The organism is Haloplanus salinarum (assembly GCF_024498175.1).
Taxonomy (GTDB): Archaea; Halobacteriota; Halobacteria; order Halobacteriales; family Haloferacaceae; genus Haloplanus; species Haloplanus salinarum.
The window spans coordinates 1380649-1404919 of sequence record NZ_CP101823.1 but is presented as its reverse complement, the minus strand read 5'-3'; the positions used below and the strand labels follow the sequence as shown (position 1 = coordinate 1404919).

The window sequence follows — 24271 nt, the reverse complement described above, 5'->3', positions numbered from 1 at the left end:
GTAACTGTTCACCGGTGGTTCGCCAGGACAGTCCGGCGAACCACCGGTACTGACTTCCAATGAACAGTATCAGTCCTCCAGTTGCTCGCGGGCGCGTCGCAGCGCCATGACGGTTTCATCGCGGTCGTGGGTGACCTCCTCGGGGCTACGGTCGTAGTCGTAGAACCCGGCGCCGTCGTGGATACCGCCCCGTCCTTCGTCGAGGTACTCATCGAACAGGTGACTCGCCTCGTCGTCGTCGGCGAGGTGCGGGCTCAGGTTATCCAGCACCGTCCGGACGAGGTCGAGCCCCGCGATGTCGATGGTCTCGAAGGGACCGATCGCTGCGGTCCGGAGTGCGTAGCCGTCTCGGATGGCGCGGTCGATGTCCTCGAAGGAGGTGACACCCTCCTCGACGAGGTGGAGGCTCTCGCGGAAGATGGCCATCTGGATGCGGTTCCAGACGAATCCCGGGACGTCGCGTTCGACCATGACGGGTTTCCTGTCGACGGCGTCGAGGAAGTCCTTGACACGATCGACCGTCTCGTCGGTCGTCTCCTCGCCCCGGACGACCTCCACCGACGGGAGCAGGTACGGCGGGTACCACCAGTGACACCCCACGACACGCCCGGCGTGTTCAGGGATCGCGTCCGCGATGTCCGTTATCGGGATGCCCGACGTGTTCGAGGCCAGGACCGCAGTGTCGGGGGCGTGTTCGGCGACCTCCCGGTAGGTGTCCTGTTTGATCGACAGGTCCTCCGGAACCGACTCTAGGACCAGGTCGGCGTCAGCGACCCCGGTCGCCACGTCCGTCGTGAACTCGATTCCCTCCACCACGGCGTCGGGGTCGCGGTCGGTCTCGCCCTCGGCCCGGAGAAAGGAGACCACCTCGTGGATCCGTTCGGTCGCGTCGTCCAGGTTCGACTCTCGGTGGTCGATTAGCGTCACCGTCTGCCCTTTCACCGCGAACAACGTCGCGAACCCGTGGCCCATGTCACCGGCACCGATAACCGCGACTGTGTGTTGTGCTGTCATCCGTCGGAAAAGCGTTCGACCAGACGCGTTATTATTTTTTCCCCAACCCCGGATGTCACCGCTCGTCGGGTGCGTCGCAGTGGCACGGGCAGGCGACCCAACTACGCTTCGAGGAGTTCCACGACGTTGCCGTCCGGGTCGAACACGTAGGCGACCTTCGCTCCGTTCGAGAGCCGCTGTGGCGGGCTGAGGAACTCGACGGTCCCGTTCAGGTCGTCGTGTACCGCCTCGATGTCGGGGACCTCAAGACAGACGTGAGCCGCACCGACGTCGTTGTTTTCGACGCCCTCGTTGGCGTCGCCACCTGGCGGGGCCGCGTACTCCAGCAACTCGACCGCCCCCCCGCCCGCGTCGAGGAACGCGATGTCCACGTCGACACCCTCGACGCCGACGAACGTACTGAACTCCTCGCTCGCGAATGAGAGGCGCTCGCTCACCGCCAACCCGAGCGAGTCCCGGTAGAAGTCGAGCGATTCCTCCATATCCGATACAGTAACACCGTAGTGGTGTAACTCCCCGATCATCGTCCGTTACGGGGTGTGTTCGTCGGTACCGGCTTGATGTTTGTGGTTCCGGACCTGGCGGTGCTCGCCCTGGGAATCCGAGTCGCGGGAGGCGAGAGGGAGTCCGTGACGGTGCCGTGTCGGCACCGCGCTTCACCCGACACCCCGCGGTGGCGGACGAAATTATTTATATCTATCAGCATAATTACCCCTGACGATGGAGCTATCTGCCGACCAGGGCGAGTCACCCGTCGAGACGGATGGTCGCGAGGAAATACTCGCCGCGGGTCAACACCTCGGACACATCGTTGAGTCGACGTACGGGCCCTACGGGATGGACAAGTTACTCGTCGACGCCGTCGGCGACATGTCGGCGACAAATAGCGGGAGCAGGATCCTCGAGATGGTGGAGGTCACCGACCCTGTCGCCCGGATGGTGCTGGAGGCGTGCACGCCGTCCGGGGAGGGTGGCGACGGATCGACGTTCAGCGTGCTGCTGGCGGTGGAACTCCTCGACGAGGCGACGGAACTTATCGACCGGGGGGTCTCTCCCGTGACGGTCGCCGACGGGTACGTCCGGGCAAGGGACCGTGCAGCGGCCGCGCTCGAAGAGGTGTCGGTGGACGTCTCGCCGGAACGCGAGGAGCGATACGCGATAGCCAAAACGGCGACGGCTGGGCGGTTCACGGAACTCGACAGGGAACACCTCCGGCGCGTGGTCCTCGACGTCGTGGACGTGCTCCGGCCCGAAGACGTTTCGACCGAAGCGCTGGCTTTCGAGGAAGATATCAGACTCGGGATCGACAGCTCCCGCACCGTCCGCGGCGCGGTCGTCCGCAGCGAGGTCGTCGGGGAGGCCGCCCCGGACACGGTCCGCGACGCATCGGTGCTGCTTCTGGAGGAGGGAGTGGTGCCGGTACGCGACAGGGGCGACGACGAACGACTACTCACCGTCGACGACCCGGACGACTACGAGGCGTTCCTCGAGTACGACCGCGAGACGGTCGTCGACCGTGCCCAGCAGGTCATCGATCTGGGTGCCGACGTCGTGGTGAGCACGGGACACCTCCACGAATACGCCACCGACCACCTGAATAGGGCGGGCGTGCTCGCGGTCCACGAGCTCCGGAACGAGCAACTCGATCGGATCCAGCGAGCGGTCGGGGGGGAGACGACGGTCTCCACGGCGATTCCCGGGACCGCTCTCGGGGGGGCGGGGCAGGTCACCGTCTCCGAGATCGGTTCCGGGACGCGCCCGGCCGTCGTGTTCGGCGACTGTGACTCCACCGAGATCGCCACTGTCATCGTCAACGGCGGGACGACCCGTGTCACCGCGGAAGCCCGACGAACCATCGCCCAGGGCGTCGCCGCGGTCGCCGCGACGTACACCGACCCCCGAGTTGTCCCCGGAGGGGGGGCCGCCGAGCTCGAGGCAGCTAGGCGGGTCGAGGCGGAGGCCGAGGGCGGCGTGGGATCGATGGCGGTCCGAGCCTACGCCGACGCGCTGACGGCCCCCGTCGCCACGCTGGCCGCGAACGCAGGGTACGACCCGATCGATGTCCTCGCGACGCTGCGAGCGCACCACGACGACGGCGCAGTCGACGCGGGGGTCGACGTCGAGACCGGGGGCACGATGCGCGCTTACGAGATGGGGGTGATCGAACCGGTCCGCTCGAAACGGCGAGCGATCCGCCGGGCCACCGACATCGTGACGACACTTCTCCGGATCGACGGGATACTCCCGATGACTGGCGGTGATGTCATGGATACCCTGGGAGCCAAGGAGGCAGCGGACGCCGACCCCGGGGACCGGCCCGACCTCTCGTCGGGAAGCAAGGGCGGACTCGGACTCGGGTGACTCGGGACGACCCGGGATGTGTTCAGCCGGGAATCGGTCGGTGTCGGTCCGTGGCTACGTCCGTGCCTCGCTGGCCGTCGGGCGGGACCTGTACCCTCGCTGGACGCCCCACAGGATCAGGACGATACCGAAGAGGACGAACGACCCGGACACCCACGCCCGGGCGTTCCCGACGACGGACGCATAGGCGAACGCAATCGACAGGATGCCGGCGACAACGGTCGTGATGTCCACCTCTTGGATGTTGGGAGGCATACCCGTGGTTTGTCGGCACTCAATAATAAAACGCCGGGGTGAGTACGATCCGGCCCTTCCCGGAGCGAGTCACTCCCGCTGGACGGTCAGCGTTTCGAACCGGTTGTAGCGGCGCCACAAGTAAACCGGTCCGAAAAAAACTCCCGAGAGGGCGACGGCGACCGCAACGAGCACGGGGAGCAGGCCGAGCGTGAGCGTTCCGGTGGCTATCGCTGGGGCCAGAACGAGAGCGAACGCGGTGACCGCGCCGGCGCCGATGTACTTCCAGACGGCTGGCTTCCACTCGGTGTCCGCGAGCGCGACCAGTCGAGTGTCCCGGTAGAAGCAGTACAGCGAGACGACACCCACGAACAGGAGCAGTGGCACGAGCAGTACAAACACGACCGGTTCGAGTCCGAACGCGAACGCGAGAGCCGTCGACCCGACGAACGCAACGAAGGCAACACTCGGGGCGGCGATCCCCAGCCACCAGGATGCCTCGGGTCGGGTGGGTGGATCCATGGTTGGCTACGACTGCCGGGCTCGCCGGTTCGTATCGATGTTTCCTGTCGCGGCCCGCCGGCTCGGAACGGTGGGGGTGCTGCATCCGTTCCGATGGGTCGATCCCTGCCGCCTCGTGCTCCGGTGCATGTCGGATCTGATCGGTCCGCTGGAACATAAATACCGGAGGTGCCGGCCGCGCCTCGACGCGGGCCGGCGGGCTGGTCGGAGTTAGTCCATCGGAGTGGACGCCGGTTCGATACACGAGAGACCCGAACTCTCCCGCCGGCCCCGCGCGAACCGGTCCCCGGTCTCGGCGTTGAACAGGTAGAGAGCCGACTCCGGGAACTGGACGCTGATCTCGTCGCCTTCGGACGGCGCCTCCATGGCAGGCATGACGCTCCGGATCTCTCCCTGTGGCCCGTTCATGTAGAGGTGGATGTCGTCGCCGAACGGTTCGACCAGGTACACGTCCGCCGGGATCCCCTCGCTCGATTCGCCGATGGTCACGTGCTGGGGTCGACAGCCGATAACGAGGTCCTCCGACGCCCGTTCCGGATCGTAATCCTCGACCTCGAACTCGATCCGTGTCCCGTCATCGGTCCGCACGACGGCCCGATCGTCGTCGATCGTCTCGAGCGAGCCATCGAGTGTGTTGATCTCGGGCGAGCCAATGAACCCGGCGACGAACAGGTTGTTGGGGTTGCGGTACACCTCCTCGGGCGCGCCGACCTGCTCGATGTGCCCGTCGTTCATCACCGCGATCTTGTCCGACATCGTCATCGCCTCCCGCTGATCGTGTGTCACGTAGATAATCGTCTCACCGAGCTCCTTGTGGAGGCGGCCGAGTTCCTTGCGCATCTCCCGTTTGAGTTTCTCGTCGAGGTCGCTCATCGGCTCGTCCATCAGGAACGCGACCGGGTCTCGGACGATCGCGCGGGCGATCGAGACGCGCTGTTGCTGACCACCGGAGATGTCGCCGGGGTACTTGTCGAGCATGTCCGCCACTTGGACGAGTTCGGCCGCCTCTCTCACCTGTTCGTACCGCTCGGACGCCCCGATCCCTTCGAGTTTGAGCGGGTACGCGATGTTCTCCCTGACGGTCATGTGTGGGTAGAGAGCGACCCGCTGGAACACCATCGCCAGATCCCGACCCTGGGGGGCCGTGTTCGTCGCGTCGGACCCTTCGATACTGACGGTGCCGCTGGTCGCCGTCTCCAGTCCGGCGATACACCGGAGCGTCGTCGTCTTCCCGCAACCGCTGGGGCCGACAAGCGTGACGAACTCCCCTTCTTCGATGTCGAGGTCGATGTCGTCGACGGCGACCTCGACGCCGGACATTACGTCGAACTCTTTGCGGAGATTTCGGAGCGAGATGTGGTCTCGCGGTGTGGTTGCCATATCAGAGTCCTCCTGTTTTGAATCCTTCCAGAATGCTTTCTTGAAGTTTGTACACGAGCACGAACGGCGGGATAGATATTAAAACTGATGCGGCCATCATCTGGCCCCAGAACACGAAGTTCTGCTCTTGGAACGTCTGGATGGCCGGCGGGAGCGTCTGCATCCGGGGCTCGGGCAGGAGTATCGTGGCCATCGTGAAGTCGTTCCAGCTGACCGCGAAGGTGAAGATCGCGACCGCGACCATCCCGGGCCAGGCCATCGGCAACGCGACGTCTTTGAACGAGTGGAACCGCGTCCCCCCGTTCATCCAGACGGCCTCCTCGTAGGCGATTGGGACGGTCTGGAAGAACTTCCACATGGCCCAGATGGAGAAGGGAAGCGCCAGCGCGATGTGTGCGATGGCGATCCCCCAGTAGGTGTTCAGCAGGCCGATATCCTGCCAGATCTGGAACTGCGGGAATGCCAGCAGGATCGGCGGGAACATGTAACTGAACAGGATGAGCCGCGCGAACATCTTCCGTCCGCGGAACTTGACGCGAGTCAGACCGTATCCCGCCAGCGTGGCAGTGGCGACGGTCACCACGATCGAGATGCCCGCGACGAGCAGGCTGTTGAGATACCACCGCGAGAAGTTTCGATCGGTGAACACCCGCACCCACGACTCGACGGTGGCGGCCGACAGGATCTCCCAGGGCCAGTACAGCGGGCTCTTGATGATGAGGTCGTTCGACTGCAGACTGGCGACCAGCATCCAATAGATTGGGAAGAAAAACGCAAAGATGGTGACGCCGACCACGACGTACAGCGACACGCGCTGGAGGCGTTTCTTCTCCTGGTAGCCTATCCGGTCCGGGCCCAGCAGTCCCGAGGCCCGGGTCGCCAGGCGGTCGAGCAGCGTCATCGCTGGACCTCCTCGGCGGGTTTGAACCCGGCGAAATACACGATGGCGGCAAGCCCCAGGAACGCGAACAGCGTGCCGGAGATTGCCCCTGCCATCCCGAGGTCGAAGTTGATGAACGCGACCCGGTAGATCCGGACCGGGAGGGTCTCAGTCGTCCGCCCCGGCCCACCCCCGGTCACGATCCAGATGATGTCGAACTTGTTGAACATCCACACGCCCCGGAGCAGGACGACGAGCAACAACACGCCCCTGATCTGGGGATAGGTGATGTCCCTGAACTTTCGGAGGGGTCCGGCCCCGTTCATCGTCGCGGCTTCGTAGAAACTGTCCGGAATCGACTGCAGCCGAGCGAGTACCATCATCGTGATGAAGATGGAGAACTTCCAGCTGTTGAGCACTATCAACGACGGCATAGCGAGCGAGGGTTCACCGAGGAAGGCGATCCCTTCGTCTATGATCCCGACGTCCGTCGCAACGATGTTGATGATCCCGAACTGTTCGTTCATCATCAGCCTGAATATCATCCCGACGACGACCGTCGGGATGAGGTAGGGGAGAAAGACCAGTGCGCGGGTCAGGATGACGCCCCTGAACTTCCGGGTCAGGAGCAGTGCCGTCACCAAGCCGACGACGAGCTGGAGTCCGACGGAGCCGAACCCGAACACGAAACTCGCACGGAAGGCCTCCCAGTACATGCTGCTGCCGAAGAGGCTCAGATAGTTCCCGAAGCCGATCCACGTCCAGTTCGGGTCGAGCGCCCCCGCCTCGTGCATGCTCAGGTACAGCGCCCAGACGACCGGGATAGCGGCCGAGATGGTCATCAGCGCCACCGCGGGACCGACGGTCAGGACCACCAGCATTCGATCGCCTTCGAACAGACGCGAGAGGACGCTCTCCGACCGTTCACGGGTCTGGTCGACTCCACTCCAGAGAGCGTCTCTGACAGTGCTCATACGGGCCTCACCTCGTGTATCTTGCCGAACATAATTCATCGAAAATACGGATCTATCATAAATGTACCGCCTGTTGGCGTTAGTCCAGTCCTTCCTGCATGACGCTGATCCCCGACTGGATGGCGTCGCTCTTCGAGGCGCCGTTCTCCAGGTACTGGAAGGCCATGTTCCCCAGCCCGAAGGTCATGTACACGTTCCCGGCGATGAAGTTCGTCGGGTCCGTCTCGCTCGCGATAGGCTTGCCGGTTGGAATCTGGTCGAGATACACCTGCAACTGGTCGTCGGTATACCCATCGTTGACGATATCGACGTCCCACAGCGGGTGGTCGGTCTGTCGCATCGACTCGGGCAGTGGGGCGTTGTGGACCGGCGACTTCTGGAGGAACTCGACGTGTAAGTCCTCGTCCGTCATCATCATCGACACGTACTCCTTGCCCAGTTCGGTTTTCTCGCCGCCCTTCATGACCCCCCATCCGGAGGGGAACGTGAACCCGCGCTCCTCCTCATCTTGGACGGGCGGGACCTCGCCGGGGACGACGTCCAGACCGTACTCGCCTTCACGCGTGACCGACTGGGTCTTGTGGCGCGCACCCAGGTAGAAGGCCGAGGCGACGTCCGCGTTGGCGAACCCGTTGATCATCTCCGTCCAACTCCAGTTGCCGGTCGAGGGCGCGTACTGATACGCGTCCTCGAGGTCGTCCAGGTACGACTCGAGGTTCGAGCGAGGTTCGAGGTTGAGACTGATGTTGTCGCCGGATCGCTCGGTGAGTTCGACGCCACGCTCCAGAACGTCACAGTAGATGTTGCTCTGTGACCCAAGGGTCTCGGCGGCCGGGACGTACCCGCCACGGAGTTCGTTCCCGTACGAGTCCTCGACTTGGTCAGTCGCTTCGAGGAACTCCAGGTACTCGTCGTAACTGGCGGGCGGTCTGACGGTCTCACCGTCGGAAATCTCGATTTCCGGTCCGCTTCCCTCGAATCCTTCCTGTTGCATCAGGTCGCCGCGGTACCAGTAGAGTCCCGACGAGACGAACGAAGGGTGCCAGATGTCCTCGCCGCCGCTCGTGAGTCGGAACTGGTCCGGGAACGGGAACTGCTCTTGGAACTGGTTGGTGATATCGGTGACTGGCGCGAGCAGGTCGTCGAGGACGTACTGAGCGACGTTGAAGTCCTCCAGGTTTATTACGTCCGGCGGGTCGCCGGCCTGAATCAGCTCCGCTATGCGCTTGTTGTACCCGACGTCGAACGCGTACGTGACGCTGACCGACGTGCCGGTCTCCTCCTCGAACATCTCGGCCGTCTTCTGCCAGTATTCCTTGAACGTCGGGCTCTGTTCTAGCGACAGGTAGTGGACCGATCCTTCGGTGACCGTGTTCTCGCTTTGCGTCGGCGTCGACTCGGCTCCTCCGTCTCCGCCATCGCTCCCACCACCGCCACCGTCACCGCTGTCGCCACCACCGTCACCGCCGCCGCCGCTGCAACCGGCCATGAGTGTCGACCCCGAGACGGTTGCCGCCGCGACTCCTTTCAGGAAACTCCGCCGTTCTGGCTCGTCCGGTTCGTCCGCTGGACTCCGCTCTTCGTGTGAGTTGTTCTCTGTCATGTTTGTCTGGTTGTGGTCACCGGGCCGTTCGCTCAGGGTCGCTTTCTCGAACCCTGACGAAACTGTATATATTCATGTATATTAAAAATTGTGTATATTTTTATGCTCTTCAGCGTCGAACCGTGTGTCGACGGTCAGCTCCGGCGGCCGGAGCAGCCAGATCAGCGGGGTTCCAGCGGGAGCACGCAGGGCGGCACGACAGGCCCGTGGGCGACCGTCCGTGACGCGGTCATAATCCGGTCTCGTCTTGGAGCTGTCGGAGGTTGTAGATGAACGTATCCTCCTCGAGGCTCACGTCGTCGTACGTGACGACCTGGTTCCTGTCGAGGGAGGTTTCGACGACCGCACCGTCAAGCAGTTCGAAGGGGACGTGACCGTTCGCCTCGGCCCTCTCTGCCGTTTCGATCCGACCGTAGACGGTGTACCCGCCGCCGCCGTCGAGTTCCGTTCCGGAGCTGAGAGCCTGCTTGGTCACTCCGACGACCTCCGTGTGCTGGCTCCGTGTGGCGCCGGTCGGTTCGTTGTTCAGCGCGGCGTTGGCGACGCTGACGCCCGTCTCCAGACCAGGGAGGTGGTGAGGCCGGTAGAACACTTGGTACTTCCCGTCGCTCGCGGTGTGCCATCCCGCGCCACTGTACTGGGCCAAGTACTCCTGGACGCGTTCCGTCGGGGTCGATGTCACGGCGAACACTCCCGCACTGATGTCTTGCTCGACCGTGGAGCCGTCCTCGTACACCGTGCTGATCGTGTCGACGACACCGGTGTTCTGGAGCAGCCCTCCCTCCGCTTCCGGCCGGAGCTTCTCCGGAATCTCGGGAATCTCTGCAGTCGGAATATGCATCCCGGGAACGTCCGGTTCCAGTCCGACCGCGTTCGCGACGGCGCACATCTCGACGGAGACCTTGGTGCCGTCGAAAAACGAGTTGAACATCCGGGGGTTGAGGTTGTGGCCCTCGACGAACTCGTCCTCGAACCCGATCCGGTCGAACACGTCGTCGGGCGTCCCGAATCGGTATTCGTCCCGATAGGGATTACCCTTCCCGACGGCGACGATCTCCATCCCGACCGTGCGCGCCCAGTCACACAACTCGACGATGCAGGCCGGCTGGTCGCCGTAGGCCATCGTGTACGTCACGTCGTTCTGGTCGGCGTACGACGAGAGGATCGGACCGACGACCGTGTCGGCCTCGACGTTCACCATGACGACGTGCTTTTTCTCCGTGATCGCTTCGTACGCATATTTCGCCCCGATGTTGGGGATCCCTGTCGCCTCGACTACGACGTCCACACCCGTCTCGATCAGGTCCATCCCGGCCTCGACTACGGCACGGCCCCCCTCTGCCCGTACCGCCTCGGCTTCCGTAGCACTCTCCGCGACGGTGATCTCGTCCGACGGAACGCCGGTCTCTCGGAGCGTTCGGACCGCCTTGTCGGTATCGATATCGGCTACGACCGCGGTCTCGAGTCCAGTGACCGGTTCGATCTGGTCGATCAGGTTCGTTCCGAACAGCCCGGAACCGATGACGCCGACCTGTACTGGTTCCTCGCGTGCAGCTAACTTTGATGGGATATTTAGCATTTGTCTAGCGTCAGTGGCGTGCTTGAATTTTATTTTACATAAATGTGTGGGTCCGAAGACTGGGGATGCGGTCTCGTCGCGCCGTGGCTCGACAGGTGTTCCACGGATAGTCGATGTGGAGGTCCTCCCCGTCCCCGCCGCGTGGAACCGTTACGTACCCTCCTTTTTGTCGGCGAATATTAGCTGAAACCGAATCGCCTGTCGGCAGCAGGGGGGTGGTCGATGCTCAAATTCGGCCTCGACCGTGGAACGTTTCGCGGAGTTGTCGCGACCACCCGTGTCGTTTCTTCGGTCATGTCGAACTATCGTGTTTTATTGGCGAAGATAGCGTTCGCTTCGCTGAACTTGCTACCGGATAACAAACGAGGAATGTTAACGTAGCTATCGGTTCGAATTTCAGCGAACTCCGACCGGCGCGTAGACGTTTGACTACTTCGGCGGTCATCTATCATTTTCGTCAATCCCGGAATAGGCTGAACCGCGCCGGATCTGCCGGGTCGAGGGGCCCAATAGTTCGACATCGCCGAACGAACGCTCGTGCACGACGAATTAAGTATATGTAGCTATGTTAGGCATACGCACCCATGACAACGGATGACATCGCGGCCCGCGGGGTGAAGGCGACGGCCACGACTCTCGAAATCGTAGAGCATCTCTACGAAGCCGACGGGAGTCGCCTCCACGAGATCGCCGACGAACTCGGGCTGGCGAACAGTACCGTTCACCAGCACCTGAACACGCTCACCACGGACGGGTACGTCGTCAAGGAGGGCAAACAGTACTACGTCGGCCTCGAGTTCCTCCACGTGGCCAGTTACGCCCGACGCAGGAAGAAGGCCAACCGCATCTCCGCGGCGATCGTCGAAAAAGCGTACGAAAAGACCGGCGAGCCGATGTGGTTCATCGTCGAGGAGAACGGTCGAGGCTACCACGTCTACCAGTACCCGCAAAGACGGGACAGCGTCATCGACACGCGGCCGGGCAAACGTATCTATCTACACGCCAATGCCGCCGGGAAGTCGATCCTCGCCCATCTCGACCAGGAACGGGTCGACGAGATTATTGACCGCTGGGGAATGCCCGCGATCACGGAGAACACCATCACCGACAGGGACGAACTGGCCGCCGCGCTCGATCGCGTGCGCGAGCGGGGGTACGCTTACAACAGGGAGGAGCACGTCCCCGGGTACGGAGGGATCGCGGCACCAGTCACGAGACAGGACGGGACGGTCGTCGGAGCGCTCGCGACCGGTGCCCCAATGCAACACCTCCAGGGAGAACCGATGAATGACGAACTCCCCGAACAGATGCTTAAGATCGTCAACGAATTCGAATTGCAGATCAAATTCGCCTGACTGCGTGGTGTGCAAAAACGAACGCCCTCGGGCACGCGGCCCTCGAGATTACGGATATCCACCGCCGAACCCACAACTCGCTACGGTCCGATATCGACGGAACGGCTACTGTAGAGTTCGGTGGCGCAAACAGTGATCTGCCGCATGTGGATCGTTCCACATCCGAATCCGCGACCGATCGGTGTCCAACAACGGTCCAGTCGCTCCGGAGACGGGCTATGTAGCAGATCAAATAACAATATTATGTTTGTTATTTTGTCGTTGGAGAAACGTCTCGTATCTTGATCGTGCCCGCACTCTCGTAGTGTGGACACGTCACCCGATCCGGACACCAGTGATCGTTCTCCGCGTGGGATCCGTGGTTGCTCTCGACTGAACGGCTCCACTAGTGGTCTGTCGTCTCTCCCACCACGGAACGCTCACCGCACAGTTCCAGGGTCCACATATTCGATAACGGCGAACGGGATCAAAAGTCGTCACTGACGGATTTCGGACGAACGAACCACAAGCTATCAGTCTGGCTGCGGTGGCCGACATCGAATACCAAGCATTCGTTCGTTATTCGAAGGGATGATTCGAATCGAACGCGGCGCGCACTGCGTTTTCGAAGTCCAAACAGCCATGTCGTCGATGACGACGGTCTATGGAGCAAAGTACGGTTATTCGCGGAACTACCGTCCTCTATACGGAGTATGAAAGCGTTTGTTAAATACGAACGATGAACGACAGCGATCCTCCCAGTTGGTACTCCGCCGCGCCGATCGAGAGTCGTGCAGTCACTTACTGACGGTTCGGCTCCCAGTCGGGACGGTCACGGTGGATGAACAGTACTGAACAGTTTAGCTGCCTTGGTGGAGAACAATCAGTAGAATTGTAGATATCGTGTGAAGGCATAACATTCCAGGCCCAACCCGACTAACATCTACGGATGACATATTCCTGCTGATAGGCCGCAAACGAGATCAAGATGATTCCCTCCCCTCAGGAAGCGACCTTTCGTCACTTGGGAAGTACTCTCCACAATCGCCTTACAATCCACATCGGTGGTCTGAGGAGGAGGAAAACGTTGAACTTGACTTCGAACACCGAGACTATAAACCAGAAATCGAGTCTGTGTTGTACTCACTCTGGCATTTCGAATTCCGAATTGTCCCAGAGTGTGATGAGATAGAGGACTGGGATAGTCTGGACAATCGGTCACAACGGTTGTACCGTGCAGCCCTGCTCAAGGAATTGCTGGACTACCTTGGCGGTGGGTATCGAGAACTCGAGGACCTCTTAGACGCTGGCGGTGTGATCGCCCGCAAAGTCGGATTCTCAGCAGACGATGGAACCGATCACTCGACACTTGCAAGCGGGATCAGAGCACTCGAAGCTGATGAGGCGTTTCTCGAAGAGGCTGCAGAATACAGTTACAACGCTGGTCTCCACGGTATCCTTCCACGTGGATCCTTTGATATACTCCCTCCATATCCGTCGAAACCTCGCTCCTACTACGAGATCACGGGGAAAGAGTGGGAAGTGGACATGGAGACGAAGATGGATCGAGCGAGCACGATTGTTGCCGAGTATATGGCTCTAGCTACCCCCATTTGAAGTTACACCGTGACAAGCACGCGCCGAATTTCAAGTACTCTGTTGAAGAGATCTACCGTCTTTTAGCTCACATCGCTCTGGAAAAGTCCGCTGCGAAGAACGGGTCTGAGATATTCGGATGGCTCTCGGATCACGATGTCCCCTCTGACTCTACACTCCACGAATATATCTCTCCCTCCGGTGATGAGACCCCCAGCTACGAGGTTGAAGAAATCGAAGCGATGTTCATCAATGCTACCTGCGAACTGATGGAACGACTGATTCTTGCCCCGCCAGAACCGGTTCAGTTGGCCTACGATGTGACCCTCGCCTCATGGTATGGGGACGATCACGACTGGGTCACTGGGACGCTGCCGAAAGACAATACGAACGAATTCTGGCATTAGGCCGTCCTCTCGGTGGTCACTCCTGGACGAAACTACATCCTCGGAGCGACGCCAATCAAAGAGCGCAGCGAGAAGGCAGAGGCATTGGATCGGATGCTTCGCGAGGTTCGCTCAACACTTGACTTTGACCTCGGACGGATCTACCTCGATCGCCAGATGTACCAAGGTGATATCGTCAAGACGTGCCGTGAGCACGGGCTCAACTGGCTTATTCAGGCTCCGAACAAGGGGGCAGCGAAAGAACTCGCTAAGGAAACGCCGCTCTCTGAGGAATTCGACTATAAGAAGGGGGTTGAGTTTAGCGACTTCGACTATGAGTATCAACAGGTCAACGTCTTTGTACACCGCATTCACGAGGAAGAAGTTGGGAGAGATGAACGAATAAGTACGCCTGCGACAGAGCTCACGCGCTACGTTGGCACTCAGAGCAGTTCACAGAAGGACCTTTCAGACAATCAAAGTCGTCTTGAGGATCATGGGTTCGAAACGCCAGAATCGGCTGAGGATCAGACCAGTAACGAGTGTAGTGGTGAGGTATCATATGGAGTCGGGAACGCCGATACCCACACCGCTTGGATAACCGATCTGGATGTCGACGACCGCGACCTTCGCGGACTGGCATACCAGTTCCGCAACCGCTGGAAAATCGAGACTTCGATCCGCCAGCTCAAACATACCTTCCAGGGACAGTGTCGATCTTCCCGGCGAGAGGTTCGAGCACTCTATTTTGACGCTGCACAACTGTTCTTCAATTTCTGGGTCGCTCTCAAACACGAACTCCCTTACCAGCTTGGCAAGCCTGCTGACTTCCGTATTACCGGCCTTGAGGCGCTCCACGCTATTCGCGAGGCCGACTTTAAAACGGGAAAGACCGGCAACAATAAAACAATTTGATAACTCTCAACCAATGTGAATAAATTGTTCAGTACTGTGAACTCCTCGACTTTTCGCCCGAGTTCGTTGAAAAATCCCATGGCTCCTTCGGACGAGGGCGCCACGGGACAAAAGTATTCGCCGGATTACCGCGTGTTGCTGGGTGTTGCATTCCGACCGCGGTAGCGACGGGCCGCAGCGGACTCTGATACGGGGGCAGGGCACGCCCGGACCACTCACCGCAAGCGATCCAGGTCCGCCCCCGTGTCGACGTCCCGTCGAGTCCCGGGGTCACCCGTTTCGACGAGCGCGCTGTCCGTGCCGTCGAGCAACACCGGCAGCCCACCCGTGTCACCGTCCAGGGAGCGGAGGTCCTCGAAGTGGGTGTGGCCGAACAGTACCGGATTGCCGCGACGACCGTCGTGTGCGGCGGCCAGTGCCGTCCCGATTCCCGCCCGGTAGCCGCTGACGAGTAGCCCCACGGTGTCCGACGCCACCAGCGGCATATCGCCGGGGAGGAACACGACCGCATCGGCGTTCGCGACGGCTCGCACTCCGCGGACCACGGACGTCGACATGCCCCGTTCGTACGCCGAGTTCATCACACACCGGGCATCGAGATCCGTGACCGCCGAGCGAACGGCCGCTGCCTCGTGACCCAACACGACGACGGTGTCCGCGAGGTCAGCGTCGACTAAGGTTGAGGCGGCGTGTCGAACGACTGGCTCACCGTCGAGGCTCGCGAGTAACTTGTTCTCGTCTCCGAACCGGGAACTCCGCCCCCCGGCGAGCACCACACCGGCTACGCGAGGGGTAGCGGCGCTTCCGGTCTCGAGTGCCGCACGGACGTCCTCTCGGTCGTACAGCGGGAGCCCCGACTCGCTCACGTGATCACCTCGTAGCGTCGGTACCACAGACCGGAGAAGTTCACTTAGCCGTTCCGGTCCCCGTTGTCTCGGCCGTGCGCCAGGCTCTCGGGGGACGCGCCCACGGACTGGCGCGTTGCGAGTTCGATCAGTTACGGTGCGAATCCCCGTTACTATAAGATATCCACAATACCTTCAAATATTATACGATACGCAATACGCGGGATTCTTGATAGATCGGGGCACTGTCGAACACGAGTCGAATTGGGCGTTTACGTGTCGGATACGGCTTTCCGGACCGAACGCATCCGAAATCGGAAATATTAGTGACAACTGACAGTGAATCCCGAAAGGCGTACCCGAAAACCCCGATCGGACCCTATCGAGGCACGCTGTGGTGTCATCGGACGGGTCGAGCGATGCGATCCTGAGTATCTACCAGAGATAATGCCATTAGATCAAATTAAAATCCAAACTGTACTTCGAATCCCCCGAAGCCGTCGCCGGACGCGTGCGGACGACGGCGACGGAGACGTCGGGACGGGGAATCCCCATCGGAACGGCGTTCGGCCGTTTCGATGGCCGTCCCGGATCTCAGGCCATTGATCGACGGTACGTCCGGTTCGACGCAACACTGGATCGCGACAGGTGTCTGATCCCACGGGGAGACATCCGCGTGGACGTCGTGGATCGATACGCGTTATGCTGCGCGCCGGACACTCCGAGTGACTCACCTTCGCGTAATTATCTTTCGGCCCCGACACCACGATCGGACGGTCCTCGACGGCCGACCGGTCAGGGGGCCCGGTGGACGCCGCGATCTTCCGGCGTCGAACGTACGCGAAACGAAAACGCCGGCTATGGGTTCGGTGAGGGCGCATCGGAGGGAGGGTCGGTCGGTGCGACGGGGAGCGGTGAACGACGCTCCGGACCATCGCACCGTCGGTGTCGCCGGTCGGTCGGCGGCCCGTGGTCGGCTGGCCCGGACACGACGTCGGGTCGACGGGTGTACCTCGGCCGAACGCGGACTCGCGGATCCGAGCGACGGCCGATGTGACGGCGTCGGGCCACCGTCGAACTCGTGTCCGGAACGCGACTGCCCGGATCGATGTCCGGTCACGGACCGCACTCAAATAACAACAATATGTTTGTTATATCTAACTGGGAGTCGCCGCCGCCGGGCGACCGTATCCGGGTTTGGCGCCGTATCGAGACGGCGAACCGGCCGGCGATTTCGTTCTCGATATGCGAACGCTTTCGGTGTGTCGAAGTCACCGGCCTCCGTCGACCCGACGACCGCACGGACCGAACGGGGATCGGTCGCTGGACCCGTAAAGCGCGTCTCACATGTGATTTCCGAACAGTCCATCGACGGGTAGTGTGTTCACTTTTAACGGACGCATTCGTCGCGGTACTCCGAACCGCGGTCGTTGCCGCCGTCCGGTCGTTTTGTCGCTTCCGTCGGCGAGACGGAGCCGCCTTGGACCCGCAGAGGCGGAACACGAACCTCTAAATGGGTTCCGTTCGCCCGCATAGGCATGTTGCAAGTCGGCGACGACACACCCAAGGTACGGGCGACCGATCACAGCGGAGCGCCGGTGACGCTCTCGTTCGTCGAACCGACGGTGCTCTACTTCTACCCCCGCGACGACACACCGGGCTGTACCGTCGAGGCCGAGGGGTTCGACGAAGAACTGACGGCGTATCGCGACGCCGGCGTCGCCGTCTACGGGATCTCGACCGACGACGCCGAGAGCCACGCCGCGTTCCGCCGGAAACACGGTCTCGATATCGACCTCCTGGCCGACCCCGACGGGACGGTCGCGGCCGCCTTCGGCGTCACGGTCGCGGGCGGAACCGCCGACCGCGTCACGTACGTCCTCGCCGACGGCGAGGTGAAGCGCGTCTACCGCGACGTCGAGCCGACGGGACACGCCCGCGACGTCCTGCAGGACCTCGTCGACGAGGACATCGCGGTCGACGGGTGAGGTCGGTGGACGGCGTTGGCCTGAGCGACGCGGTTGCGCCCGACCTTCGGCGGCGATCGGCTCCGCTCATTCGATGTCGGCCCGGCGAACGACGTCGGCGGCCGTGCGTTCGGCCGTCGAAAGGAGTTCGGGGAGGGGGTCGGTCAGCGCTGGCAACTCCCAATCCTCCATCACGACCTCGCCGGCACAGAGGACCGTCTCGACTTCGCCCCCCTGGAGGCCGTAGACGAGTGCGTGTACCGGATCGGGCGCGGGCGTGAGGTGTGGTCGGTCGAGGTCGATCACCGCGAGGTCGGCCTGCTTGCCGGGTTCCAGCGACCCGAGGTCGTCGGCGCGTCCGATCGCTTCGGCGGCGTCCCGCGTCACCAAGTCGAACGCCGTCCCCGCGGGGACTACCCCGGAGTCGCGGTGGTACCCCTTGTGTGCGGTCGCGACGGCGCGGGCGTCGGAGAGGGGATTGACCGTGTCGTTCAGGATCGTGTTGTCCGTCCCGAGACACACGGTGACGCCGCGGCCGAGCATGTCGACGACGGGCGCGAACCCAGTCGCGAGCCGCATGTTCGCCCGGAAATTGTGTACGACCGGGGTGTTCGTCTTCGCGAGCAGTCGCACGTCACGGTCGTTCGTCTGGACACAGTGGCCGAGCAGTGCGCGCTCGCCCAGATAGCCGACGTTGCGGAGGTACTCGATGCTCGATATCGCTCCGCGTTCTCTCGTCTCCGCTTCCGCCTCCGCGACGTGGGCCGTCGTCATCACGTCGTACTCCTCGGCGAGACGGTACGCGCCGCGGAGCAGTTCCGGTGTCGTCGTTGCGAGCGTCGCCGGGGCCGGCCAGACCGACTGCCGACCCGCCGGCTCGTGGTACGTCTCGATGAGGGAACCGGCGTCCGCCAGGCCGTCCTCGGTCCCGACGACGAGGGCGTCGGGGCCGGGGTGGACGGAGCCGCCGCCGTCGTCAGTGATCACACCGTACAGACGTTCGAACTCCTCGTCCGGGGAGCGGTCCCGGAGCCCGGCGCCGTAGACGTTCCGAACGCCGAGTCGGTCGTAGACAGCGAGTTTCCGGCGTGTCGGCTCGAGGTCGGTCCAGTCGAGGGCCGTCGCGTTCTCGACGAACGTGGTCGTCCCTGACCGGATGGCCTCGACGCAGTACAGCCGCGCCGCGAGTGCGTGCTCGTCGGCGTCCATCACCGAGAGGGCGGGCTGTTTCACGTTGAACAGCCAGTCGTACAGCCCTCGGTCGGCATCGAACGCTCCGCGGAGAAGGATATCGGAGACGTGGGTGTGTGCGTTTATCAATCCGGGAATCACCGCGCCGCCGTCGGCGTCGATGATCCGGTCCGGGTCCGTCTCGGCTTCGAGTCGGTCGGCCGACCCGACCGCAGAGATTCTGTCGTCCGCGACGGCGACGGCGCCGGCGTCGATGACATCACGGTCCGCGTCCTGCGTGAGGACCGTCCCGTTGGTGACCAGTACGTCGGTCATCCGTCCCGCCTCCCTCGACTCGTCCCGCAGTCACCGTCGTCCCTCGGTACGTCGTCGCCCCGCCGGTTCGAGTGTACGGATTCCACGACGACAGGGTTGACCCCGTGGCGACATAAATGTCGCCTCCCCGGGTCATGGGACGCGACTGTGGAGCCGTGATCCCGCCGGTCGCCACGTCCGAACCGGTGGCGGGCGTATAGAGGGCACCACCGGATCGAGGTGGCTACCGACACGCCGCAGGCGTCCGGTTACAGACGGGGACACGTCCGCCCGGGACCGGGATATCCGATGGAAAATTTTAAGTCTGACTCGCCGATTGTACCTCTTGCGAGGAATTAACATGCCGGGCATCGGGAGTCAGAATTCGACCGTCCGCCCGGACCCCGTTCACGGGGATCGACGGCCCGGCGTCCCGTCCGGGATCCGTGAACCGTCCCCGCGATCAACATTCAACGGAGATACGCATGGAAATTGAGTTCACGCTGAACGGCGACGACGTAACGTTTGAGGCCGCGCGCTCGGATACGCTGCTCGACGTCCTCCGGGACAACGGGTACACGGGTGCGAAACGCGGCTGTGACACTGGAAACTGCGGATTCTGTACCGTGATCGTCGACGGCGAGCCGGTCAAGTCCTGTATCCGACCGGTCAGCCAACTCGACGACGCGGAGGTCGAGACCATCGAGAACCTGGGCACGCAGGACGATCTGGGGCCCGTACAGTCGGCGTTCGTCGACAACGCCGCCCTCCAGTGTGGGTTCTGTATTCCGGGGATGATCATGCGCTCGAAAGTGTTGCTGGAGGAGAACTCCCATCCCGACGAGGCCGAGATTCGCGACGCGCTCTCCGAGAACCTCTGTCGGTGTACGGGCTACGAGAAGATCATCGACGCGGTGCAGGACGCTTCGACCCGGATGGCCGGCGAGGCGGACGTCGCGGCCGACGGCGGCCACGTCGCCACCGACGCCACCTGTGGTGGCTGTGACTGTTTCGAGGGGGGGAGCGACGAATGAGCCGGACCGACGAGACGAAGCCGGACGAGGAGACGGCCGACACCGCGGAGATAGCGGACGCCAACCCGGTCGAGTGGGACGAGGCGCCGAACAACCGGAAGGCCCCGGACGAGCGCCGGACGGTCTCCCACCGCGAGGAGAAGGACGACGCCAAAAAGATCGTCACCGGGGAGGCGAAGTACGCGGCCGACTACGCCCGCGAGTTCCCGGATCTGGCCGAGGCGAAGGTCGTCCGCTCCGACATCCCACACGGCGTCGTGACGGACATCGACACGAGCGCGGCCGAGGCGATGGACGACGTCTACGCGGTCGTCACGCCCGATTCCCCCGAGGTCCCGGATAAACCCTACACCTCCGCCGGTCAGTCGTACCCCGAGCCCTCCCCTTGGGACCTCCGGGTGCTCCGCCGGAAAGTTCGCTTCGTCGGTGATCCCATCGCCGCCGTCGTCGCCGAGGACAAGGACACCGCGAGCAGGGCCGCCCGAAAGCTCGACGTCACCTACGAGGAGCACGACGCCGTCTTCGACACCGCCGACGCGATGGCCCCCGACGCGCCCCAGATCCACGACGCCGACGACGTGGAGAACCTCCAGCCGGGCGCGGACTACGAGCGGAACGTCGAGGCCAACATGTCGGGCGAAATCGGCGACGTGGACGCCGCCTTCGCGGAGGCCGAGGACCGCGAGGACCTGACGGTGATCGAGACGGAGTGGGAGACGCCCTACCAGTCCCACTGCGTGCCCGAACCGCACACGACCATCGCCCACCGCGACGAGGACAACCGGTACCACCTCATCTCCAGCACGCAGGTGCCCTACCACACGCGCCGACAGCTCTCGCATCTCTTCGACGTGCCGATCCGGGACATTCAGGTGTCGAAGCCGCGGATCGGCGCCGGATTCGGTTCGAAACAGGGGATGATCGTCGAGCCACTCGCGATGGCGCTCGCGGACGCCGCCGACCGGCCGGTGATGGTCGAGACGACGCGGCGCGAGCAGTTCCACGCGGTCCGCAACCGCCGGCCCGCCCGCGTTGAACTCCGGAGCGTCGTGACCGACGACGGCGACCTGAAAGCGCTGGACATGGAGGCCGTCACCAACTCGGGCGCGTACGGTCCCCACGGCATGACCGTCGCCAGTGCCGTCGGCAAGAAGCCGCTGCCGCTGTACACCCACACGCCGAACATCCGCTTCGAGATGACCGCCGTCCACACCAACCTGCCCATCGCGGGGGCCTTCCGTGGCTACGGCGCCCCGCAGGGCCACCTCGCCGTCGAAGGACACATGGACGAGATCGCCCACGAACTCGATCTCGACCCGATCGAACTTCGCTCGCGGAACGTGATCTCGGAGGGCGACCTCGACGTCGCCTCCGGCATCCTCAAGGACAAGGAGTACGGCCGCCGCATCCGCTCGTGTGGCCTGGACGAGTGTATCGCCGAGGGACGGGCGACGATCGGGTGGGACGACGTCGAACAACCCGACGCGGACCACCTCCACCGGGCCTGCGGCATGGCACTGACCATCCAGAGCAGCGGCGTCCCCGGGGACGAACTCGGCGCGGCACACATCAAGATGAACGAGGACGGCTCCTTCATCCTCCAGACCGGCGCCGTCGACATCGGACCGGGGGCCGACACCGTGATGGCACAGATCGCGTCCGAGGTGCTCGGCGTGCCTCCGGAGGACGTGCTCGTCCAGCCGTCGGACACCGACATCTCGCCGTTCGACCACGGGGCCTACGCCTCGTCGACGACGTACATCACCGGCCAGGCGGTCAAGAAGGCCGCGGAGGACGCCCGCGGGATGCTGTTCGAGTTCGCCTCGCGGATGCTCGACGAGCCAGAGTCGGCCTTTACCGTCGACGACGGCTCGGTCGTCTCGGAGATCACCGGCGAGTCCGTCTCGCTCGAAGAGATCGGGTACGAGTCGATGTACGGCGACGAGGTGCGCGCCCACGTGATGGGCGACGCGAGCCACTGCACGGAGGAGTCGCCGCCACCCTTCGGCGCGCAGTTCGTCGACGTGACGGTGAACGAGGAGACCGGCGAGTTCGAGATTCACGACATGGTGTACGCCGTCGACTGCGGCGTGGCGCTCAACCCCGACCTCGTCGAGGGACAGATCGAGGGCGCGATGCACATGAGTTACGAACTGGCGACCGGCGACGGCATCGAATTCGACGAGGACGGCCAGCCGGAGACGCTTGGCTTTCGCGACTACGACATGCCCACCACGGCCGATCAGCCCCCGATGACCTCCGTCATCGTCGAGACACACGAGCCGACCGGCCCCTTCGGCGCGAAGTCGGTCGCCGAGATCCCGGTCAACGGGGTTCCGCCGGCGCTGAGCAACGCCGTCCGTCGCGCCGTCGGCGTCCGCATCGGTGACATGCCGATCACCCCGGAGAAGATCAGGGCCGCACTCGACGACGACTGAGCGCCCCGTCGCGCCCGTGTTTCTGCCGTCGTGATGCCCCGGTCAGGAACGGATGACGTCGACGTACTCGCCCGCCTCGACGTCGACCAGCCCGTTGTTCGTCAGGCGATAGGTCGGGATCACCTCTAGCGCGAGGAAGGACAGTTCCATCAGACCGCTCTCGACCAGTCCGAGGTCGGTCGCGAGCGCCTCGACCCGCTCGTACCCCTCGTACACCGTCTCGATCGGGGCGTCCGACATGAGTCCCGCGACCGGAAGCGGGAGCGTCGCCGTCCGATCGGTCGCCGGATCGACGGCGGCGATGCCGCCGCCGATATCGCGGAGGTGGTTGGCCACGCGGGCCATGGCGTCTCGGTCCGCGCCCGCGACCACGCAGTTGTGGGCGTCGTGGGCGACGGTTGAGCCGACGGCGCCGCGGCGCAGGCCGAGGCCGTGGACGAAACCCCGTCCGATACCGCCGCCGCGACCGTGACGCTCGATGACGGCCAGCGAGACGACGTCCTCGTCGCCTGGGGGGACCGCGACGCCCGCCTCGACCGGGAACGGTGGCGTCCATGGCGTCGGTCTGTAGCCCACCGACGGCGTCGATGACGCGGACGCGAACTCTGCTCCCGAGTTCGGCCGGTGTCTCGATCGCAAGATCAGCACCCGAGACCGGGTCGAACTCGACAGTGTCCGTCGCCAAGTTCGTGGTCCCGGTCCGCTCGGTCGTCGTGGGATCGAGTTCGCCGTCGACCATCACGTGGGCGACCGTCCACGACTCCAGGTCGTCGAGCAACACGAGGTCGGCGGGCGCGCCGGGCTCGATCCGCCCGAACGGCAGGTCGTAGCTCTCGGCGGTGTTGAGCGTCGCCATCTGCACGACTTCGACGGGGTCGGCACCCTCCTCGATCGCCTTCCGGACCGCGAAGTCGACGCCCCCACGATCGACGAGGTCGACGACCTCCCGGTCGTCGGTACAGAGCGAGAGCCGCCGGGTGTCGACCGCGTCGGCCAGCGGTAGGAGGTCGGCGAGGTTCCGGCTCGAAGAGCCCTCGCGCAGGTAGACGCGGATCCCGAGATCCGCCCGCGCTCGCGCCTCGGCGAGCGTGATGCTCTCGTGGTCGGTGTCGAGATACCGGGCCGCCTCGTGGAGGGCCGCGCCGTCGATGCCGGGCATGTGGCCGTCGACCGGTAGCCCACGCTCCCGGGCGGCCGCTATTTTGGCGTGGACCTCGTCGTCACCGGCGAGCAGTCCCGGAACGTCCATCACCTCGCCCAGCGCGACGACGGGATCGAGGTCGAGCAACGACGCCACGGACGCCGCGGGGAGCGTCGCCCCGGCGTCTTGGAGCGAGGACGCCGGCACGCTGGACGGGACGGTGAACCGGGCCTTCAGCGGCGTGTTCGCCGCGTCCTCGACGACGGCGCGAACCCCCGGCTCTCCCAACACGTTCGCGATTTCGTGTGGGTCGTGGATGACGCCGGTCACGCCACGGGGCAGGACCGCGTCGCCGTACTCCGGCAGCGTCACCATGCTCGACTCGACGTGCATGTGGGCGTCGACGAGTCCGGGGGCGACGTAGCCGGCGTCGAGGGTGCGCTCGGCTGGACGCTCCGCCAGCGCGACGATTTCGCCGTCGTCGACGGCGACGGCGCCGTCCTCGAGCGATCCCGTGTGGACGTTCACCAGCGTGCCGCGGACGAGCGTGTCGACCCGTTCGGTCATCGGTATCGGTCCCCCG

The 24271-nt window shown here is 63.5% G+C and carries 19 protein-coding genes and 1 pseudogene; 8 read left to right on the top strand and 12 right to left on the bottom strand.

The features are described 5' to 3' along the window. Positions 1-69: 69 nt before the first annotated feature. Together NO364_RS07345 and NO364_RS07340 are read right to left on the bottom strand one after the other, a co-directional pair. The gene (locus tag NO364_RS07345) at positions 70-1014 is read right to left on the bottom strand and encodes a 3-hydroxyacyl-CoA dehydrogenase family protein (protein ID WP_257628945.1); all 945 of its coding nucleotides are present in this window, start codon (positions 1012-1014) and stop codon (positions 70-72) included. A 101-nt stretch (positions 1015-1115) separates the two neighbouring features. Then, positions 1116-1538 (bottom strand): VOC family protein, encoded by a 423-nt coding sequence (locus NO364_RS07340; protein ID WP_257628944.1) that lies wholly within the window; start codon positions 1536-1538, stop codon positions 1116-1118. A gap of 196 nt (positions 1539-1734) precedes the next feature. Here NO364_RS07340 and NO364_RS07335 point away from each other — a divergent pair, with 196 nt between their 5' ends. After that, positions 1735-3375, top strand: a complete 1641-nt coding sequence (locus tag NO364_RS07335; RefSeq protein ID WP_257628943.1) for a TCP-1/cpn60 chaperonin family protein — start codon at positions 1735-1737, stop codon at positions 3373-3375. A gap of 54 nt (positions 3376-3429) precedes the next feature. On the opposite strand, the gene NO364_RS07330 is transcribed toward NO364_RS07335, so the two are convergent. The 7 genes from NO364_RS07330 to NO364_RS07300 all read right to left on the bottom strand — a co-directional run bounded on the left by NO364_RS07330 (position 3430) and on the right by NO364_RS07300 (position 10547). Then, complete coding sequence (locus tag NO364_RS07330) at positions 3430-3630, bottom strand: hypothetical protein (protein WP_257628942.1); 201 nt, start codon at positions 3628-3630, stop codon at positions 3430-3432. Positions 3631-3699: 69 nt separating this feature from the next. Then, positions 3700-4131 carry a hypothetical protein gene (locus NO364_RS07325; RefSeq protein WP_257628941.1) on the bottom strand — a complete coding sequence of 144 codons (432 nt, stop codon included), beginning with the start codon at positions 4129-4131 and terminating at the stop codon, positions 3700-3702. Positions 4132-4341: 210 nt separating this feature from the next. Continuing rightward, positions 4342-5511: an ABC transporter ATP-binding protein gene (locus NO364_RS07320; protein ID WP_157688073.1), complete on the bottom strand. Its 1170-nt coding sequence runs from the start codon at positions 5509-5511 to the stop codon at positions 4342-4344. A gap of 1 nt (position 5512) precedes the next feature. After that, entirely contained in the window at positions 5513-6412 is a 900-nt protein-coding gene (locus NO364_RS07315; RefSeq protein WP_157688074.1) for a carbohydrate ABC transporter permease, read from the bottom strand. Next, entirely contained in the window at positions 6409-7365 is a 957-nt protein-coding gene (locus NO364_RS07310) for a carbohydrate ABC transporter permease (RefSeq protein WP_157688075.1), read from the bottom strand. Before NO364_RS07310 ends, NO364_RS07315 begins: the two co-directional genes overlap by 4 nt. A 79-nt stretch (positions 7366-7444) precedes the next feature. Beyond that, positions 7445-8968, bottom strand: coding sequence for an ABC transporter substrate-binding protein (locus NO364_RS07305; protein ID WP_257628940.1), 1524 nt, complete (start codon positions 8966-8968; stop codon positions 7445-7447). A 229-nt stretch (positions 8969-9197) separates the two neighbouring features. Then, the gene (locus tag NO364_RS07300) at positions 9198-10547 is read right to left on the bottom strand and encodes an NAD(P)H-dependent oxidoreductase (RefSeq protein WP_257628939.1); all 1350 of its coding nucleotides are present in this window, start codon (positions 10545-10547) and stop codon (positions 9198-9200) included. Positions 10548-11131: 584 nt separating this feature from the next. Here NO364_RS07300 and NO364_RS07295 point away from each other — a divergent pair. From NO364_RS07295 to NO364_RS07280, 4 genes are all read left to right on the top strand, one after another. Continuing rightward, on the top strand, positions 11132-11902 hold the full coding sequence (locus NO364_RS07295) for an IclR family transcriptional regulator (protein ID WP_157688078.1): 771 nt from the start codon (positions 11132-11134) through the stop codon (positions 11900-11902). 1206 nt (positions 11903-13108) lie between these two features. After that, on the top strand, positions 13109-13498 hold the full coding sequence (locus NO364_RS07290; RefSeq protein ID WP_257628938.1) for a hypothetical protein: 390 nt from the start codon (positions 13109-13111) through the stop codon (positions 13496-13498). Beyond that, positions 13495-13884 (top strand): hypothetical protein, encoded by a 390-nt coding sequence (locus NO364_RS07285; protein WP_257628937.1) that lies wholly within the window; start codon positions 13495-13497, stop codon positions 13882-13884. Before NO364_RS07290 ends, NO364_RS07285 begins: the two co-directional genes overlap by 4 nt. A 12-nt stretch (positions 13885-13896) precedes the next feature. Then, positions 13897-14778, top strand: a complete 882-nt coding sequence (locus NO364_RS07280) for a transposase (protein ID WP_257628936.1) — start codon at positions 13897-13899, stop codon at positions 14776-14778. Between the two features lie 215 nt (positions 14779-14993). Here NO364_RS07280 and NO364_RS07275 read toward each other — a convergent pair whose 3' ends face one another. Then, positions 14994-15644, bottom strand: a complete 651-nt coding sequence (locus NO364_RS07275; RefSeq protein WP_257628935.1) for a nucleotidyltransferase family protein — start codon at positions 15642-15644, stop codon at positions 14994-14996. Between the two features lie 1517 nt (positions 15645-17161). Here NO364_RS07275 and NO364_RS07270 point away from each other — a divergent pair. Continuing rightward, positions 17162-17611, top strand: coding sequence for a peroxiredoxin (locus NO364_RS07270; RefSeq protein ID WP_257628934.1), 450 nt, complete (start codon positions 17162-17164; stop codon positions 17609-17611). A 66-nt stretch (positions 17612-17677) separates the two neighbouring features. Here NO364_RS07270 and NO364_RS07265 read toward each other — a convergent pair whose 3' ends face one another. Beyond that, positions 17678-19096, bottom strand: a complete 1419-nt coding sequence (locus NO364_RS07265; RefSeq protein WP_257628933.1) for an amidohydrolase family protein — start codon at positions 19094-19096, stop codon at positions 17678-17680. Between the two features lie 464 nt (positions 19097-19560). Between NO364_RS07265 and NO364_RS07260 the strand changes: the two genes are divergently transcribed. Next, the gene (locus tag NO364_RS07260; RefSeq protein WP_257628932.1) at positions 19561-20109 is read left to right on the top strand and encodes a (2Fe-2S)-binding protein; all 549 of its coding nucleotides are present in this window, start codon (positions 19561-19563) and stop codon (positions 20107-20109) included. Continuing rightward, entirely contained in the window at positions 20106-22547 is a 2442-nt protein-coding gene (locus tag NO364_RS07255) for a xanthine dehydrogenase family protein molybdopterin-binding subunit (protein WP_257628931.1), read from the top strand. Before NO364_RS07260 ends, NO364_RS07255 begins: the two co-directional genes overlap by 4 nt. A gap of 42 nt (positions 22548-22589) precedes the next feature. Here NO364_RS07255 and NO364_RS18325 read toward each other — a convergent pair. Then, a pseudogene (locus tag NO364_RS18325) lies at positions 22590-24255 on the bottom strand (adenine deaminase). Positions 24256-24271: the final 16 nt, after the last annotated feature.

Bases quoted from the DNA above. Each gene is read 5' to 3' on its own strand.
- NO364_RS07260 (WP_257628932.1), top strand. From the start codon at position 19,561: ATGGAAATTGAGTTCACGCTGAACGGCGACGACGTAACGTTTGAGGCC.
- NO364_RS07340 (WP_257628944.1), bottom strand. From the start codon at position 1,538: ATGATCGGGGAGTTACACCACTACGGTGTTACTGTATCGGATATGGAG.
- NO364_RS07335 (WP_257628943.1), top strand. From the start codon at position 1,735: ATGGAGCTATCTGCCGACCAGGGCGAGTCACCCGTCGAGACGGATGGT.
- NO364_RS07305 (WP_257628940.1), bottom strand. From the start codon at position 8,968: ATGACAGAGAACAACTCACACGAAGAGCGGAGTCCAGCGGACGAACCG.
- NO364_RS07345 (WP_257628945.1), bottom strand. From the start codon at position 1,014: ATGACAGCACAACACACAGTCGCGGTTATCGGTGCCGGTGACATGGGC.
- NO364_RS07255 (WP_257628931.1), top strand. From the start codon at position 20,106: ATGAGCCGGACCGACGAGACGAAGCCGGACGAGGAGACGGCCGACACC.
- NO364_RS07300 (WP_257628939.1), bottom strand. From the start codon at position 10,547: ATGCTAAATATCCCATCAAAGTTAGCTGCACGCGAGGAACCAGTACAG.
- NO364_RS07295 (WP_157688078.1), top strand. From the start codon at position 11,132: ATGACAACGGATGACATCGCGGCCCGCGGGGTGAAGGCGACGGCCACG.
- NO364_RS07270 (WP_257628934.1), top strand. From the start codon at position 17,162: ATGTTGCAAGTCGGCGACGACACACCCAAGGTACGGGCGACCGATCAC.
- NO364_RS07310 (WP_157688075.1), bottom strand. From the start codon at position 7,365: ATGAGCACTGTCAGAGACGCTCTCTGGAGTGGAGTCGACCAGACCCGT.
- NO364_RS07265 (WP_257628933.1), bottom strand. From the start codon at position 19,096: ATGACCGACGTACTGGTCACCAACGGGACGGTCCTCACGCAGGACGCG.
- NO364_RS07330 (WP_257628942.1), bottom strand. From the start codon at position 3,630: ATGCCTCCCAACATCCAAGAGGTGGACATCACGACCGTTGTCGCCGGC.
- NO364_RS07320 (WP_157688073.1), bottom strand. From the start codon at position 5,511: ATGGCAACCACACCGCGAGACCACATCTCGCTCCGAAATCTCCGCAAA.
- NO364_RS07315 (WP_157688074.1), bottom strand. From the start codon at position 6,412: ATGACGCTGCTCGACCGCCTGGCGACCCGGGCCTCGGGACTGCTGGGC.
- NO364_RS07325 (WP_257628941.1), bottom strand. From the start codon at position 4,131: ATGGATCCACCCACCCGACCCGAGGCATCCTGGTGGCTGGGGATCGCC.